The 16,672-nt window shown below is 70.2% G+C and carries 13 protein-coding genes and 1 pseudogene; 4 read left to right on the top strand and 10 right to left on the bottom strand.

Features of this window, described 5'->3' with window-relative positions; all coding sequences use genetic code 11:
* Positions 1–224: 224 nt before the first annotated feature.
* The 3 genes and pseudogenes from dcp to AC1PME_RS01165 form a co-directional block, all read right to left on the bottom strand.
* A complete protein-coding gene (gene dcp / locus AC1PME_RS01175) occupies positions 225–2,384 on the bottom strand; it encodes a peptidyl-dipeptidase Dcp (protein WP_254459899.1) in 2,160 nt (719 codons plus the stop codon).
* Positions 2,385–2,623: 239 nt separating this feature from the next.
* Positions 2,624–3,589: an isoaspartyl peptidase/L-asparaginase family protein gene (locus tag AC1PME_RS01170; RefSeq protein ID WP_481098044.1), complete on the bottom strand. Its 966-nt coding sequence runs from the start codon at positions 3,587–3,589 to the stop codon at positions 2,624–2,626.
* 264 nt (positions 3,590–3,853) lie between these two features.
* Positions 3,854–4,375, bottom strand: a pseudogene (locus AC1PME_RS01165) (cyanophycinase); the annotation flags it as partial.
* A gap of 351 nt (positions 4,376–4,726) precedes the next feature.
* Between AC1PME_RS01165 and AC1PME_RS01160 the strand changes: the two are divergent.
* From AC1PME_RS01160 to AC1PME_RS01150, 3 genes are all read left to right on the top strand, one after another.
* A complete protein-coding gene (locus AC1PME_RS01160; protein WP_254459898.1) occupies positions 4,727–5,299 on the top strand; it encodes an RNA polymerase sigma factor in 573 nt (190 codons plus the stop codon).
* The gene (locus AC1PME_RS01155) at positions 5,280–6,329 is read left to right on the top strand and encodes a FecR family protein (RefSeq protein ID WP_307547766.1); all 1,050 of its coding nucleotides are present in this window, start codon (positions 5,280–5,282) and stop codon (positions 6,327–6,329) included. The genes AC1PME_RS01160 and AC1PME_RS01155 overlap by 20 nt, the downstream gene beginning before the upstream one ends.
* Before the next feature lie 403 nt (positions 6,330–6,732).
* A complete protein-coding gene (locus tag AC1PME_RS01150; RefSeq protein ID WP_481098043.1) occupies positions 6,733–9,477 on the top strand; it encodes a TonB-dependent receptor domain-containing protein in 2,745 nt (914 codons plus the stop codon).
* Between the two features lie 1,004 nt (positions 9,478–10,481).
* Here the strand turns inward: AC1PME_RS01150 and AC1PME_RS01145 are convergent.
* Both AC1PME_RS01145 and arfB read right to left on the bottom strand, forming a co-directional pair.
* Positions 10,482–11,036: a lysophospholipid acyltransferase family protein gene (locus AC1PME_RS01145; RefSeq protein WP_481098042.1), complete on the bottom strand. Its 555-nt coding sequence runs from the start codon at positions 11,034–11,036 to the stop codon at positions 10,482–10,484.
* Positions 11,037–11,087: 51 nt separating this feature from the next.
* Positions 11,088–11,519, bottom strand: coding sequence for an alternative ribosome rescue aminoacyl-tRNA hydrolase ArfB (arfB, locus tag AC1PME_RS01140; protein WP_254459895.1), 432 nt, complete (start codon positions 11,517–11,519; stop codon positions 11,088–11,090).
* Positions 11,520–11,670: 151 nt separating this feature from the next.
* Between arfB and AC1PME_RS01135 the strand changes: the two genes are divergently transcribed.
* On the top strand, positions 11,671–12,195 hold the full coding sequence (locus tag AC1PME_RS01135) for a DUF2059 domain-containing protein (protein WP_481097037.1): 525 nt from the start codon (positions 11,671–11,673) through the stop codon (positions 12,193–12,195).
* Between the two features lie 132 nt (positions 12,196–12,327).
* On the opposite strand, the gene AC1PME_RS01130 is transcribed toward AC1PME_RS01135, so the two are convergent.
* The 5 genes from AC1PME_RS01130 to AC1PME_RS01110 form a co-directional block, all read right to left on the bottom strand.
* Complete coding sequence (locus AC1PME_RS01130; RefSeq protein WP_481097036.1) at positions 12,328–12,660, bottom strand: hypothetical protein; 333 nt, start codon at positions 12,658–12,660, stop codon at positions 12,328–12,330.
* A gap of 186 nt (positions 12,661–12,846) precedes the next feature.
* Complete coding sequence (locus AC1PME_RS01125; RefSeq protein ID WP_481097035.1) at positions 12,847–13,623, bottom strand: pseudouridine synthase; 777 nt, start codon at positions 13,621–13,623, stop codon at positions 12,847–12,849.
* A 141-nt stretch (positions 13,624–13,764) separates the two neighbouring features.
* Positions 13,765–14,382, bottom strand: coding sequence for an O-methyltransferase (locus AC1PME_RS01120; RefSeq protein WP_481097034.1), 618 nt, complete (start codon positions 14,380–14,382; stop codon positions 13,765–13,767).
* A complete protein-coding gene (gene ubiB / locus AC1PME_RS01115) occupies positions 14,367–16,025 on the bottom strand; it encodes a ubiquinone biosynthesis regulatory protein kinase UbiB (protein ID WP_254459891.1) in 1,659 nt (552 codons plus the stop codon). Before ubiB ends, AC1PME_RS01120 begins: the two co-directional genes overlap by 16 nt.
* Positions 16,022–16,663: a ubiquinone biosynthesis accessory factor UbiJ gene (locus AC1PME_RS01110; protein ID WP_307547753.1), complete on the bottom strand. Its 642-nt coding sequence runs from the start codon at positions 16,661–16,663 to the stop codon at positions 16,022–16,024. The genes ubiB and AC1PME_RS01110 overlap by 4 nt, the downstream gene beginning before the upstream one ends.
* Positions 16,664–16,672: the final 9 nt, after the last annotated feature.

The following is a 16,672-nucleotide window of genomic DNA, read 5'->3' as shown; positions in this document are numbered from 1 at the left end:
ACTCCCGGAGAGCTGATGAATCATTCGGCAGCAAGCATGCCGCATCCATCGACACACCACGGCCTTGGCAGCCTGGGCCGCGCCTCTTTTCGCGCGATGCGGCTGCGTAGACCGGCACGCAGCAGCATCGGTGACTTTCGCCACTGCGAAAGTGCACCCCAACAAAAAACGGGATGGCCGCAAGGCCATCCCGTTCTCGACACACCCGATCGGCGCAGCGCCGATCAGTTGGTCAGGCCGCGGTTTTCCAGCAGCGGCTCGACGCTGGGGTCCTTGCCGCGGAAGTCGCGGTACAGGGTGGCCAGGTCTTCGGTATTGCCGCGCGAGAGGATCTTGGCGCGGAAGATGTCGCCGTTGGCGCGGGTCAGGCCGCCGTGCTCCTTGAACCACTGGAAGGCGTCGTCGTCGAGCACTTCCGCCCAGAAGTAGGCGTAGTAGCCGGCCGAGTAGCCGCCGCCCCAGATGTGGTCGAAATAGGTGGTGCGGTAGCGCGGCGGCACGTCGGCCAGGTCCACCTTGTACTTCTTCAGCGAGTCGGTCTCGAACTTGTCCACATCCTGCAGCGGCGCGTCGGCCGGCAGGGTGTGCCAGGACAGGTCCAGCAGCGCCGCCGACAGGTACTCGGTGGTGGCGTAGCCCTGGTTGAAGGTACGCGACTTCTTGATCTTCTCCACCAGGTCGGCCGGCATCGCTTCGCCGGTCTGGTAGTGCTTGGCGTAATGCGCGAACACCTTCGGATCCGACGCCCAGTGCTCGTTGAACTGCGAGGGGAACTCGACGAAGTCGCGCGAGGTGGCGGTGCCGGCCAGGGTCGGGTACTTCACGTTGGAGAACATGCCGTGCAGCGCATGGCCGAACTCGTGGAACATGGTGGTGACGTCGTCGAAGCTCAGCAGCGCCGGCTGGCCCGGGGCGGGCTTGGTGAAGTTGCAGACGTTGTAGACCACCGGCTTGGTGCCGGTCAGGCCGTTCTGGCCGACGAACTCGTCCATCCAGGCGCCGCCGGACTTGCTGTCGCGCTTGAAGTAGTCGGTGTAGAACAGCGCCAGCGACTTGCCGTCCTTGTCGAACACTTCGTAGACCTTCATCCCGTCGTGGTAGGTGGGGATGTCGGTGCGTTCCTTGAAGGTGATGCCGTACAGCTGGTTGGCGGCGTAGAAGACGCCGTTCTGCAGCACGTTGTCCAGTTCGAAGTACGGCTTGATCTGCGCTTCGTCGAGGTCGTACTTGGCCTTGCGCACCTGCTCGGCGTAGAAGTCCCAGTCGGCGGCGGTGAGCTTGAAGCCGCCCTTCTGCGCGTCGATCACCTTCTGCATCTCCGCGGCCTCGCTGCGCGCCTTGGCGGTGGCGGCGGGCACGGTGTCGGTGAGCAGCTTCAGCGCCGCGGCCGGGGTCTTGGCCATCTGGTCGCTCAGGCTGTAGGCGGCGTAGCTGTCGAAGCCGAGCAGCTTGGCCTTCTGCGCGCGCAGCTGGGCCAGGCGCTGCACGGTCTGGCGGGTGTCGTTGGCATCGCCCTTCTCGGCGCGCGACTGCGAGGCGGCCATCACCTGCAGGCGCAGGTCGCGGTCCTTCAGCGAGGCCAGCACCGGCTGCTGGGTGGTGTTCTGCAGGGCCAGCAGGTATTTGCCGTCGAGCTTGCGCGCGGTGGCGTCCTGCGCGGCCGAGGCGATGTCGCCGTCGGACATGCCGTCGAGCTTGGCCTTGTCGTCCACCACCACGGCACCGGCGGCGGTGGCCGCGACCAGCTTGGTGTGGAACTGCGTGGCCAGGGTGGTCTCTTCGACGTTGAGCTTGCGCAGGGTGGCCTTGTCGGCGTCGGACAGCTGCGCGCCGGCGCGCACGAACTCCTGGTATTCGTACTCGACCAGGCGCTTCTGCTCCGGGTCCAGGTTCAGCGTGTCGCGCTGGTCGTACAGGCTCTTGATGCGCGCGAACAGCTTCGGGTCCAGGCTGATCTCGTCCTGGTGCGCGGCCAGCTTGGGCGCGATCTCTTCCTGGATCTTCTGGCGGGCCTCGTTGGTGTCGGCCTGGACCAGGCCGAAGAAGATGCGCGACACGCGGGTCAGGGTCTCGCCGCTGCGCTCCATCGCTTCCAGGGTGTTGGCGAAGGTGGCCGGTTCCGGGTTGTCGGCGATCTTGCGGATCTCGGCCAGGTGCTGCTTCATGCCTTCTTCGAACGCCGGCAGGAAATCGCTGTCCTTGATCTTGTCGAACGGCGGCGCCTGGAACGGCAGCGGGCTGGGGGTCAGCAGCGGGTTGGCGGCGGCGGCGGGCTGCGCGGCGGCCGGGGCGGCGGGAGCGGCGGGCACGGGGGTGGACTCCTTACCGGAACAGGCGGCCAGCGCCAGGCTGATGGCAGCGGCCAGAACGACGTTACGCGACATGAGGTGGAACTCCTGAGAGGACCTTGGGGCCAAGACAGCCGTCCACGTTACCGGGTTTGCATGGCAGCGGCATGTGCCATTGGCTCGGGCCGGCGGCCCAGCCAGCCGGCGTACAGATCGTCGCGCGCCGGGCCTGCGCGGGCCGCCGCCGCCCCGTCCGCGGACACGGCGGCGCGGCGGCCCTGCGAAGGCGATCGCGCGTCCCGGGGCGGTGCCGGCGGCCCCGGGAAACGCGCCCCTCACTGCCCGCCGGGCAGCGGCAACGCCTCGTCCTTGAAGATGGCCACGTGCGGCACGCCGTCGGCGCCGATCCAGCCGCGGTACATGCCTTCGGTGTTGAACGGGAAGGCGACGCTGCCGTCGGCGCCCAGCGCGATCGCGCCGCCGTCGCCGCCGGCCTTGGGGATCTGCTGGTCGATCACCGCGTCGGCGGCCTGGGCCAGGCTCTGCCCGGCGTACTTCACCCGCGCGCAGATGTCGTAGGCGGCCACCGCGCGGATGTAGAACTCGCCCCAGCCGGTGCCGGACACCGCGCAGCGGCTGTCGGCAAAGGTGCCGGCACCGATGATCGGCGAGTCGCCGACGCGGCCGTAGCGCTTGTTGGTCATGCCGCCGGTGGAGGTGCCGGCGGCCAGGTTGCCCTGCTGGTCCAGCGCCAGCGCGCCGACCGTGCCGAAGTGCTTGGCGGTTTCCAGGTCGGCGTGCGCCTGCTTGTTGGCCTCTTCCTTCAATGCCTGCTGCAGTTGCTGCCAACGCTTCTCGGTGCGGAAGTACGACGGATCGACCAGGGCGATCCCGTGCTGCTTTGCGAAGACCTCGGCGCCGTCGCCGACCAGCATCACGTGCTCGGACTGGTCCATCACCGCACGCGCCAGCTGGATCGGATTCTTCACCCGGTGCACGCCGGCCACCGCGCCGGCCTTGCCGGTGCGGCCGTCCATGATCGCCGCATCCAGTTCGTTGCGGCCGTCGTGGGTGAACACCGCGCCCTTGCCGGCGTTGAACTGCGGCGAGTCCTCCAGCACGGTGATCGCCGCGGCGACCGCGTCCGTCGCCGGCTTGCCCTGTGCCAGCAGCGCCTGCCCGGTGCGCAGCGCGGTCTCCATCGCCGCGCGTGCCTCGGCCAGGTCGGCGGCGCTGCTGCTGGCGCGCTCGACGCCGGCGCCGCCATGGATCACCAGGGTGGTGGCCGGGATCTCGCGCATGCGCCCGTCCTGCACCGCGTAGTAGCGGTGGAACACCGGCGCCTCGACGCGGCCGTCGGGCAGGTGCAGGGTCGAGCCGGGGCCGACGCCGACGGTCTCGATGCGGGCGGCCTGCAGCGGCTGCCCGGCCGGGGTGGGCGGCGTCAGCGGCCCGGCGACCACGGTGGCCACCGCCTGCGGATCGGTGGCGTAGACCCGCGCGCTGCCGTCGCCTTCCACCGCCAGCGCCGCACTCTCGTCCACGCCCAGGCCGATCAGCGGCGCGCCCTTGGGCGCCAGCGTGGCCGCCTTGGCGCGGAACGCGAACAGGCGGCCGAGGCGGTCGCGCTCGCGGAAATGGGTGTCGGTGATGACCCGCTTGAGCAGGTCCAGGTGCAGGAAGTCGGTCTCGATAGTGACCGCCGGCCCCAGCGGGTCGGCCAGCGCCGCCGGGCTGGTGAGGCTGCCGCCGTCCATCGCCCCGTACAGGTATTCGCCCAGCATCGCCAGGCCGGCGCTGGTGCCGCCCAGCGGCTTGCCGGCGCGCACGTGCGCGTCCAGCGCCTCGGCCACCGGGGTGTCCTTCCAGTAGCGCACGTAGCGCGACTGGTCGCCGCCGGCGATGAAGATGCCGTCGGCGCGGGCCAGCGCGCGCAGCAGCGCCGGATCGCTGGAGGCGCCGCGGCCGCTGAACACGAAGGTCTCCACCGAGGCCACGCCGCCGACCTGGCGGTAGAACTCCTCGCCCACCTCGCCCGCCTGCGAGGCGCGCAGCACCACCACGTGGCCATGCCCGGCCTTGGCCATGAACCAGCGCAGCGCGTCGTAGTTGCGGTCGCCGCCGCCCATCAGCAGCAGGCCGGGCGACACCGGGCCGGGCGTGGGCGCGGCCGGATCGCCGACCAGGTACTGGCGGTAATCGCGCGCCACGGCGGGCGTGGCCAGGCACAGGCCCAGCAGCAGCGACATCCAGGGCCGGAACATGCCGACGGAACGGGTCATGCGGATCTCCTCGGGAAACGGGCGGGCAGGCGAGCGGGCGGCTCGTTGCTGACTGGGGACGAACGGCGGCACGGTTTCCCCCCGCCGCGCCACCCTCCCACGTTCGCGGACGCGGCACGTGCCCGCACGCGCCGGCGATCGGCTAATGTGGAATCCATGTCCGCTTCCCTCGACGATTGGTTCGTCCAAGAAATCCTCGTCCACGAGCAGGCGCTCGGCGGCTACCTGCGGCGCTGCTGGCCGCATCGCGAGGAATGGCACGACCTGCGCCAGGAAGTCTACGTGCGCGTCTACGAGGCCGCCGGCAAGGCGCGGCCGAGCCAGCCCAAGGCGTTCCTGTTCGCCACCGCGCGGCACCTGATGACCGACCGGCTGCGCCGCAACCGGGTGGTGTCGATCGAGGCGGTGGGGGATCTGGAGTCGATGCACGTCCTGGTAGATGAGCTGTCGCCGGAACGCTGGTGCGGCGGACGGCAGGTGCTGGGCCGGCTGGCCGCGGCCTTCGACCGGTTGCCGGACCGCTGCCGCAGCGTGGTCTGGCTGCGGCGGGTCGAGGAACTGCCGCAGAAGGAGGTGGCCGTGCGCCTGGGAATCAGCGAGAAGAGCGTGGAAAAGCAAGTGGCCCGGGGCATGCGCCTGCTGGCCGATCATCTTCATGACGACGAGGGCGCGGCGGCGCCGGCGACGCCGTTGCAGGCGCGGGCACGCGATGGACAGCAGGTGGATTGAGGCGCGTGCGGCGGCCTGGCTGGCGCGGCGCGACCGCGGCGACTGGACCGACGCACGGCAGGCGCGCCTGGATGCCTGGCTGGCCGCATCCACCGCGCACCGGGTGGCGTTCCTGCGCCTGCAGGCCGCCTGGCAGGAGAGCGGGCGCCTGCAGGCGCTGGGCGCGGGCCAGCGCGATGAGCAGGTGCCCGAACGCGGCCGCTGGCAGGGCCTGGGCGGCCGCAGCGCGGTGGCGCCGGCCGCGACTGCCGCACCGGACCTTGGCGACCTGCGTTTCGCCCCGCGGCCACGCGCGCGGCCGCGACGGCGCTGGCCGGCCGCGCTGGCGGCGGCGTTGCTCTGCGCCGCGGTCCTGGCCCTGGGCGGGCGGCATGCCGCCGAACCGGCGCCGACCGCCTACGCCAGCGTCACCGGCCAACTGCGCCCTGTGGCCCTGGCCGACGGCTCGCAGGCCACGCTGAGCAGCGACAGCCGCATCGCGGTGGCGCTGTCGCGCGCGCAGCGGCACATCGACCTGCAGCGCGGCGAGGCGTTCTTCGCGGTGAGCAAGGACCCGGGCCGGCCGTTCGTGGTCGCCAGCGGCGCGCGCCAGGTGGTGGCGGTGGGCACGCGTTTCGCGGTGCGCCGCGACGCCGACGCGCTGCGCGTGGTGGTCACCGAGGGCACCGTGCGGCTGGAATCGGCCGGTGCGCCGCAGGCGCCGCCGCTGCTGCTGCACGCCGGCAGCATCGCCCAGGCCGGCCCGCACGGGGTGCTGGTGCGCCGGGTCGCGCTGGCCGAGGCCGAGCGCATGCTGGACTGGCGCAGCGGCTACCTGAGTTTCGACGACACCCCGCTGCAGGCGGCGGTGGCCGAGTTCAACCGCTACAACACGGTCAAGCTGCAGGTCGCCGATGCCGGCGCCGCGGCGCTGCGGGTCGGCGGCAACGTGCGCTGGTCCAACGTCGACGCGTTCGTGCGCCTGCTCGAACAGGGCTTCCCGATCCGCGCCGAGCGCCGCGGCGACACGGTGCTGTTGCACAGCCGGTAGGCCGCCCCGCGCGGGGGAGGTGCGGTGGCGGGGGGATTTGCCGGTCTCGTTCGTCCTGGAGCTACGAAGGCGCGCTGCGCGCCTGTTTGGGGGAGAAAACTCGATGCGGTATCCGATGCGTGCCCTGCTGCTGAGCATGGCCTGTGCGAGCGCCTGTGCGGCGCAGGCACAACCCGTTGCCGTGGCCGCCACCGGCACGGTGGATGTCCCCGCCGGCCCACTGCGTGCGGCGCTGGCCGCCTTGGCGCGGCAATCCGGCGCGCAGCTGATCTATCGCGCCGACCAGATGGGCGAAGCCCGCAGCGGCGGCGCGCACGGCCAGTTGGACACGGCGCAGGCGCTGCAGCAGGTGCTGCGCGGCAGCGGCTTCATCGCCCAGCGCGACGCCTCCGGCGCGTGGCTGGTGCGGCGCCAGGCACCGGCCCCGGCCCGCGCGCAACCGGCCCGTGTCGCCGCGCCACCGCTGGCGGCGGCCGACGCCCCCGTGGCGCAACTGGACACCCTGCGCGTCACCGGTTCGCGCATTCCGCGCACGCAGGTGGAAGGCCCGGCGCCGATCAGCGTGATCAGCGCCGAGCAGATCAAGGCCAACGGCTTCACCTCGGTGCCGGACGTGCTGCGCGCGATGACCCAGAACGGCGGCGAGACGCAGAGCCCGCAGTCGGCCAGCGGCGCCGACTTCTCGCCCGGCGCGCAGCAGGTGGACCTGCGCGGACTCGGCCCCAACCACACCCTGGTGCTGGTCAACGGCCGCCGCATCGCCGACTTCCCGATGCCGTTCAAGGGCCGCAGCAACTTCACCGACATTTCCAACATCCCGCTGGGCATGATCGACCGCATCGAGATCCTGACCGGCAGCGCCTCGGCGATCTACGGCTCGGACGCGATCTCCGGCGTGGTCAACTTCATCCTCAAGAAGCAGGCCGACGGCACCACGCTGGACTACCGCTTCGGCGACACCACCCGCGGCGGCGGCGAAAGCTTCAACCTCAGCCTCAGCAGCGGCTGGTCGCGCGGCAACTTCGATGCGGTGTTCGGCGCCGAGCTGGTGTCGCAGACGCCGCTGTGGGCCTACCAGCGCAGCCGCCAGGACAGCACCCTGGATGGCCCCACCGCGCGCGCGCAGGTGCCGCGGCGCACCTTCCTGCGCACGGACTACGACGACGACTATGTGGATCCGGGCGCGGACACCTGCGCGGCGGTGTCCGCGCTCAACGGCGGCAGCACCGGTTACGCCACCCGCCCGGGCTACGGCGCGTTCTGCGGCAGCAGCGCCTCGATCGGCTACGGCACCATCACCAACCGGCGCCGCGGCCTCAACGGCTACGCCTCGCTGCGCTACGCCTTCGACAACGGCAGCGAGTGGTTCGCCGACGTGCAACTGGGCTACCACGAGCTGTCGCTGTTCCGCGACGTGACCCAGTGGGGCTACATGGCCCCGGACGGCAACGAGCAGGGCTACTTCTACAACCAGGCCACCGGCCAGGTGGAAGCCTGGGGCCGCCAGTTCAGCCCGGAGGAAATGGGCGGCCTCAACGCCGGCACCATCCGCACCCGGCAGAAGACCTTCAGCGTCACCACCGGCTTCAAGGGCCGCCTGGGCGCGGACTGGGACTACGAGGCCAGCCTCAGCCACTCGCAGTACCAGGCCACGATCAGCTGGCCGCAGATCGTCGCCGCCCGCGCCAACGCGCTGTTCCTCGGCCCACAGCTGGGCGTGGACAACGACTCGGGGCTGCCGATCTTCGACGCCGACCCGCAGCGCCTGTACACGCCGCTTAGCCGCGCCGAATACGACAGCATCGCCAAGCGCACCGTGTACCAACCGCGCTCGCGCACCGACACCCTCGCCTTCACCGCCACCAACACCGCGCTGTTCGCGCTGCCCGGCGGCGATGCCGGCCTGTCCGCAACCGCCGAGTTCGGCAACCAGGGCTACGCCCTGCGCCCGGATCCGCTGGCCACGCAGTACTACTACTACAGTTGGAAGGACTCCGACGGCCACGGCAGCCGCAATCGTTGGGCGCTGGCCAGCGAGCTGCGCCTGCCGGTGCTGTCGACGGTGTCGCTGAGCCTGGCCGGGCGCTACGACCAGTACCGCTTCGCCGGCCGCTCGCTGGGCAAGTTCACCTACAGCGGCGGGCTGGAATGGCGGCCGGTGGCGTCGCTGCTGGTACGCGGCTCCTACGGCACCGCGTTCCGCGCGCCCGACCTGCACTACGTGTACGCCGGCCCGGGCAACGACGAGACCACCGGCGTGGACTACTACCGCTGCGCCAGCGAGGAACCGGGCGTGGCGATCCAGGACTGCAGCTACAACGAGGAAGCGGTGATCCGCGGCCGCAGCGGCAACCGCGCGCTGAACCCGGAGAACAGCACCTCGTGGACCGCCGGCCTGGTGTGGTCGCCAATCGCCGACCTGGACCTGTCGCTGGACTACTTCGACATCGACATGCGCGACCAGGTGCAGGACCTGCGCGTGGACCAGGTGCTGCGCGACGAGGCCGACTGCCGCCTCGGCGTGCTGCAGGCCACCTCCACCACCTGCCGGCAGGCGCTGGCACGGGTCACCCGCAGCGCCGATGGCCGCCTGTACGGGGTCTACGTCAACCCGATCAACATCGCCCGCGAACGCACCAACGGCATCGACCTGAGCACGCAGTACCGTCTCGACACCGGCATCGGCACCTTCCGCCTGAGCGGCAACTACACCTGGGTGCGCCGCCACGACATCCAGGTGTACGCCGGCGAAGCGATGGTGGACGAGTTCGCGGTCAACAGCGGCTACGACATCCCGCGCACCAAGGCCAGCGCCAGCGTGTCGTGGGAGCGCAACGCCTGGACCGCGACGCTGCACGGCGAGCGCCTTGGCCGGCTGCCGAGCTCGGACTCCTACGACCAGGTCTACGACCCGGCGAGCGGCGACAGCCCATGGATCGGCGCCACCTACCGCTACAACGCGTCGCTGCAGTACCGCTTTACCGACCACGCGCAGCTGTCGCTGACGGTGACCAACCTGTTCGACACGATGCCGCCGCACGACCGCACCTACACGACGTATCCGTACTACGACGTGTCCTGGTTCGACACCGTGGGCCGCAGCGTGTACCTGCAGTACACGCAGAAGTTCGGCGGCAGCGCGCTGTAGCGCCCGGGGGCGAAACCTGCATGTGGGAGCGGCGTCAGCCGCGACGAGCGAAAGCGAATGGTCGGCTGATACCGCCCGTCGTCGGGACTGAAGTCCCTCCCACAGTGCGGTCTTCCGGCGATGCTGGCACCGCACTTGTGGGAGCGGCTTCAGCCGCGACGAGTGAAGCCCAAAACCACCAGGCCCTTCCTGCGTCGGACTGAAGTCCCTCACACAGTGCGGTCTTCCGGCGATGCTGGCGCCGCACTTGTGGGAGCGGCTTCAGCCGCGACGAGTGAAGCCCAGAACCACCAGGCCCTTGCTGCGTCGGACTGAAGTCCCTCACACAGTGCAGTCTTCCGGCAATACTGTGCGCCACACTTGTGGGAGCGGCTTCAGCCGCGACGAGTGAAGCCCAAAACCACCAGGCCCTTCCTGCGTCGGACTGAAGTCCCTCACACAGTGCGGTCTTCCGGCAATACTGACGCCACACTTGTGGGAGCGGCTTCAGCCGCGACGAGTGAAGCTCAAAGCCACTCGGCACCTTCCTGTGTCGGACTGAAATCCCTCACACAGTGCGGTCTTCCGGCAATACTGTGCGCCACACTTGTGGGAGCGGCTTCAGCCGCGACGAGTGAAGCTCAAAGCCACTCGGCACCTTCCTGCGTCGGACTGAAGTCCCTCACACAGTGCGGTCTTCCGGCAATACTGACGCCACACTTGTGGGAGCGGCTTCAGCCGCGACGAGTGAAGCCCAAAGCCACTCGGCACCTTCCTGTGTCGGACTGAAGTCCCTCACACAGTGCAGTCTTCCGGCAATACTGACGCCACACTTGTGGGAGCGGCTTCAGCCGCGACGAGTGAAGCCCAAAACCACCTGGCACCTTCCCGCATCGGGACTGAAGTCCCTCCCACAACGCTTCCGACCCATGCACCGTAGGAGCGGCTTCAGCCGCGCCTACGAGATCGGTTGGTGCGGCTGGATAAAACGGCGGATGCGCGCCGCCGTCAGCCGCCGCTGCCCGTCACAACGTATCGCGATGCTTGCCGCGCCACGGCCGGTACCAGGTGCGGATCGCGGCGATGTCGGCCTGCATGTCCTCGCTGGTCCACATCACTTCGCCAAGGCCGACGGTGCGGCTGGGGTAGTCGAAGTACACCGGGAAAATCGGCACCTGCGCGCCGTGGGCGATCTTCCAGAACCCGGTCTTCCACTTCTCCACGCGCTTGCGCGTGCCCTCGGGCGTGATCACGTACCACATGCGCTCGGCACCGCGGATCAGCGCCACCGCCTGTTCCACCACCCCGCGCGGCGACTTGCGGTCCAGCGGGATGCCGCCGAGCTTGCGCAGCAGCGGCCCCAGCGGCCACCAGAACAGTTGGGTCTTGCCCAGCACGCGCACCTCGAAGCCCACCGCGAACTTGACCGCGAAGCCCAGGAACCCGTCCCAGTTGGACGAATGCGGCGCCACGATCATCACCAGTTTCGGCACGTTGGGGAACTCGCCCACCACCCGCCAGCCGGTCAACCGCAAGGCGGTGCGGCCGAGCCAGCGCATGAAGCGGCTGGGCTTGACCATCGGCATGTTCGGGGGCGCTGCGGGCAGGCGGTAATCGCGTTCGGTCAAAAGTCACTCCCAGCGGCCGGGCGAGCGGCCGCGTTTGATCTGGCTGCGCTCGCGCTTGGCGTCCAGGCGTCGCAGCTTGGCACCGTGCGAGGGTTTGGTGGCGATGCGCCGCTTCGGCACCGACAGCCCGGCAACGATGAACTCGGCCAGGCGCTGGCGCGCATCGTCGCGGTTGCGGTCCTGGGTACGGAAGCGCTGCGCATCGATCACCAGCACGCCGTCGGCGGTGATGCGGCGGTCGCGGCGTGCCAGCAGGCGCGCGCGCAGCGGCTCCGGCAGCGACGGCGAGCCGGCCAGGTCGAAGCGCAACTCGACCGCGGTGGCGACCTTGTTGACGTTCTGCCCGCCGGCGCCGCTGGCGCGCACGAAGCGCTCGACGATTTCGTCCTCCGGAATCGTCAGGCTGCTCGAGATGTGGATGGCCCCGTTACCCATGACGCGGATTGTAGGGCATCCGCCCGACCGCCCGGTTTCCGCGCCGGCGCTGGCTGAACGGGCCAGGGCGCGCGCCCCGGCCCGCGGGCTGCGCCGCTTCCGTGGCGATTGCCGTATTCTGGCCGCCGGTCATCGCCCTGCAGGATGCTCCATGTCCCCGACTCCGCGCTTCTTCCGTTGGCCGCAGCGCCTGCTGCTGGCCTTGCTGCTGGCCCTGGCCGCCGTCCCGGCGCTGGCCGAACCGCCTAGCGACGCCGACGTCAACCGCCTGCTGTCGGCCTCGCGCGCGCAGAACATGCTCGACACCATGCTGCCGCAGATCGAGGCCATGCAGCGCCAGCAGTTCGCCCAGCTCACCGCGCAGCACCCGCTCGACGCCGCCCAGCAGCAGAAGCTGCAGCGGATCCAGGAGCGCACCCAGGCCACCGTGCGCAAGGCGCTGTCCTGGCAGGAGATGCGCCCGCTCTACGTCAACCTGTACAAGCAGACCTTCTCCAAGCAGGATGTGCTGGCGATGGCCGAGTTCTACGAGAGCCCGGCCGGGCAGAGCCTGCTCGACAAGACCCCGCAGCTGATGCAGAGCCTGATGGGCGCGATCCAGCAGAAGATGACTCCGCTGTTCGCCGACCTGCAGAAGGACCTGGAGCAGACGGTGAACGCACCGCCGGCCAAGTAACGCGCGCAGCGCCGCCCTTGCACCGTCGTAGGAGCGGCTGAAGCCGCTCCTACAGTGGCTGGTCGGGCGGTACAGAAAAACATCTGCGCGGATCACGCCACGCCCGCATTGCGCGATCAGATGCGGTGTTGATCAGTTATCGATCAGGACATACTCCGCCGTTTCGCGATCGCCCCAGGCAGAACAGTCCCCTGTTCCATGCACGGTGACCGCCTTGCCTTGTGCGACTGCGCTCAGCAGCAGGGCGTACTGGGCCCTTCCCGAGTTGGTCGTCAACGACAACGACCACGGTGTGCTCGAGCATGCTGGCGCGTTCGTGTGCGGGCCATCCAGGGTGAAGAACACGACGTCGTGCGAGTGCGCGATGACCTGTATCACCTTTCCCGCTCCGTCTCCTGCCGACGCGGAACATGGCAGCACGCAAAAAATCGAGACAGCAAAGACCGCGCAAAACTTGTTCCACATACATCCCCCTAGAAACAACCGAATGCAGCAAGGCACACTAGACGGAGGCCAAGCCCATTGCCATCCGGCCAGGGAAGCGCCGGCACTGCGCATGCAAGCGATCAGCCTCGAACGGATCATCCCCGTGGCAGCGTAACGTGCTGCGACAGAATCCTCGCGGTAGGTGCAGCCTATCCCGCAGCACCCCTATCCCGCCTGCGCCTGCCAAGGCCCGGCATCCCAGCCAAACAACCCGAACGCCCGCACGAACTCCGCATCCAGCGGCGCCGTGACCGCGATCCGCTGCCCGTCCGGATGCGGAAACGCCAGGCGTTCGGCGTGCAGCAGCATGCGGTGCACGCCCTGCATGCGGAAGATGCGGTTGTGGCGGCCATCGCCATGGCTGGTGTCGCCGATCAGGTGGTGCGAGAGGTGCTTGAGATGGCGGCGGATCTGCCGGAAGCGCCCGGTCACCGGGCTGCAGCGCAGCAGCGCGTAGCGCGAGGTGGCGAACTCGCCCGAGGGCACCGGCAGTTCGCCGCAGGCCAAGCGCTCGAAGCGGGTCTGCGCCGGTTTCTTCAGCGGCTTGCCGGGGCCGCCGTCGAGGTCGTGGTCGACGACGAAGCGTTCCTCCGCCGGCCAGCCGCGGCAGATCGCCAGATAATCCTTGTCCACTTCGCCCCCCATCAGCGCCTTGCCCAGCACGCTGGCGGTATCACGATCGAAGGCCAGCAGCAGGCAGCCGCTGGTGGCGCGGTCGAGCCGGTGCACCAGGAAGATCGGCCGGCCCAGCTGCGCACGCAGGCGATCGGCGAGGAAATCGTCCTCGCCGCGGGCCAGCTTGCTGTCGTGGACCATCAGCCTGGCGGGCTTGTCGACCACGGCGAGTAGTGCGTCCTGGTACAGGATCTGCAAAGGGGGATCGGTATTCACCCGCGGATTATCCGTGCCGCATCGGCGCGCCACAATGCGCGCTGCGTGCATGCGTCCACGCGCGCGATGCGTCGATGCGAACGCAGCTGCCTCGCGGCAAATGCGCGGCCGTGCCTTTGCGTTTGCGTGGCATGTCGCTGCGCCGCGGTGGTCCGCCGACGCCCGGGAGACAGCGCCCTCCGAGGCCGACGCCTACGCGTCCTTGACCGCCAGCAGTTCGCCGTTGCCGACCGGCAGCGTGGTGCAGGTGAATGCCGCATCGGCCTGCAGCAGCGCGGCGAACGGCGCCATCTCCGCCACGTGCGACAGCGCGTTGTCCACCACCAGCAACCCGCCCGGCCGCAACACGCGGCGCAGCTGCGGCCACCAGTCGCAGTACAGCGTGCGCTCGGCGTCCAGGAACAGCAGATCGAATGCGGCCGACGCGGCGTCGGCCAGCCAAGCGCCGGCATCGGCGTGGACCAGCTCGACGCAGCCTTCCACGCGGGCGCGGGCGAAGTTGCGCTGCGCCAGCGCGATCTTGTGCGCGGCGTATTCCAGCGTGATCACGCTGCCGCCCAGCGCCGCCGCGGCCTCGGCCAGCCACAGCGTGGAATAGCCGTTGGAGGTGCCGATCTCCAGCACCCGCCGCGCGCCGGCGGCGCGCACCAGCACCGCCAGCAGTTCGCCGGTGTCCGGGGTGATGTTGAGCAGGCGCTGCGCGCGCTCGGCCTGGCCGGCGTCGTGGCGCGGCCCCTCCGCGCCGAGTTCGGTCCGCACCGCCAGCAGTTGGGTGCGGTCGAGGGTGCCTGCGGTCAACGCCGCCACCATGCCGAGAGCAACGCCACAGCGCCGGCGCCGCCGCTGATCCAGGCCCACAGCGACACCCCGCCCAGCTGCGGGCCACCGGCATCGAGCGCGTACAGCAGCGTGGCCACGGTGAGCAGGCCGACGCCAGCGATCGCCGCCACCACCCGCCGCTGCATGCGCCGCACCAGCAGGTTGAGTTCGAACAGGTCGCGCGAGCGCATCGACAGCTCGTGCCGGCCCTCGACCTGCTGGCGCAGCCAGCCGTGGATCAGCCGCGGCATGTCCGGCGCGTGGGTCATGATCTCCGGCAGGCGCTTGCGCAGTTCGTGCAGCGCCCGCTGCGGGCTGTAGCGCTCGATCAGGATGCGCTCGAGCACCGGCCGCGCCACCGCCCAGATGTCCAGTTCCGGGTCGAGCTGGCGGCCCACGCCTTCGATGTTGAGCAGGGTCTTCTGCAACAGGATCAGCTGCGGCTGCAGGGTCAGCTGGTAGCGCTGGGCCACGCGGAACAGCTTGATCAGCACCTCGGCCAGCGAGATCTGCGACAGCGGCCGGGTGAAGTACGGCTCGCACACCGAGCGCGCCGCCGCCTCCAGCTCGTCGATGCGCACGTTGGCCGGCATCCAGCCGGCCTCCACGTGCAGCTCGGCCATGCGCCGGTAGTCCTTGTTGAAGATGGCCATGAAGTTCTCGGCCAGGTAGTACTGATCTTCCTGCGAGAGCTGGCCCATGATGCCGAAATCCAGCGCGATGAAGCGCGGGTTGTCGCGGCGCGCCGGGTCGCTGTCCACCCAGATGTTGCCGGCGTGCGCATCGGCGTGGAAGAAGTTGTCGCGGAACACCTGGGTGTAGAACACCCGCACGCCCTTGGCCGCCAGCGCGCGGCGGTCGATGCCGGCGGCGTCCAGCGAGACGATGTCGTCGGACGGGATGCCGCGCACCCGCTCCAGGGTCAGCGCGCGCTCGGCGGTGTGGGTCCAGATCACCTCGGGCACGTACAGGTCGTCCGAGTGCAGCCAGAAGCGGCGCAGCACGCTGGCGTTGGCGCCCTCGCGCTGCAGGTCCAGCTCCGCGGCCAGGGTGGTCTCGATCTCGGCCACCACCTCGCGCGGGCGGATCTTGTCGGCGCGCGGATGGGTGCGCTCGACCAGCGCGGCGGCCGATTTCAGCAAGGCGATGTCGGCGTCGATCTGCCGCTCGATGTCCGGGCGCAGCACCTTGACCACCACTTCGCGGCCGTCGTGCAACGTGGCCGCATGCACCTGCGCGATCGAGGCCGACGCCAGCGGTTCGGTGTCGAAACTGGCGAAGGCCACCGCGATCGGCCGCCCCAGCGCCTGCTCGACGATGCGCCGCGCGGCCTCGCCGTCGAACGGGCGCACCCGGTCCTGCAGCAGGGTCAGCTCCTCGGCCACGTCCGGCGGCATCAGGTCGCGGCGGGTGGACAGGATCTGCCCGAACTTGACGAAGATCGGCCCCAGGTCCTGCAGCGCCAGGCGCAGGCGCGCCCCGCGCGACTGTGCGGCGATGTCGGGGCTGGCGCGCGGCACGAACGGCTTGGCCAGGCGCAACCAGCGTTCGGCCGGAGTGCCGTCGAGCAGGTCGTCCAGGCGGTAGCGCAGGATCACCCGGCCGATACGGCTGGCGCGGAACATCGCCTTCATGCGCCGCGCTCCGGCTGCAGCCGCGCCACCCGCGCGGCCAGGCGCTCGATGTCGTCGCGCAGCACGTCGACGTCGTCGTAGAAGGCGTCCAGTTCGGCACGTGCGACCACGTCGCGCGATTCCTCGGTGACGTACTCGGCCGCGCTCTGCGCCAGGTCCTGCGCGCTGCGCCGGGCCTGCTGCAGGGCCGAGCGCGCGGTGTTGGCCACCTGCACGCCGAGCACCTCGCCGAACACCTGCACGAACGGCCGCTGCCAGTCCGGGTCGAAGCGCGTCGCCAGCTGCTGCAGGCGCCGCGCCAGTTCGGCATCGCCGGAGACCCGCACCCGCCCGCCCGGGCCGCCGGTGCGCCGCGCCTGGGCCAGGAACGGCAACTGCGCGAACAGGCCGCCTAGCGTGCTGCGCACCGCCAGCTCCGGCTCCTGCGCCGGATCCACCGGGCCGACCCGCAGCTGCGTGCCGTCGACGCGGATCTGCAATGCCAGCGCCGGCGCCTCCAGGGTCAGCGCCACGCGCTGGCCATCGAGGTCGCGCAAGGCCTCGCCGGTTTCCGGGTCCAGCGCCAGCGCGCGATTGAGCGCCGCTTCCAGCGCGCGGCCGGCCAGGGGCTTGAGAGCATCGAAGGGGGATCCAGACATGCCCGCATT

The organism is Xanthomonas sp. NCPPB 901 (assembly GCF_056725085.1).
The sequence above is the reverse complement of the archived record's forward strand: the minus strand, read 5'-3'. Positions and strand labels throughout refer to the sequence as shown.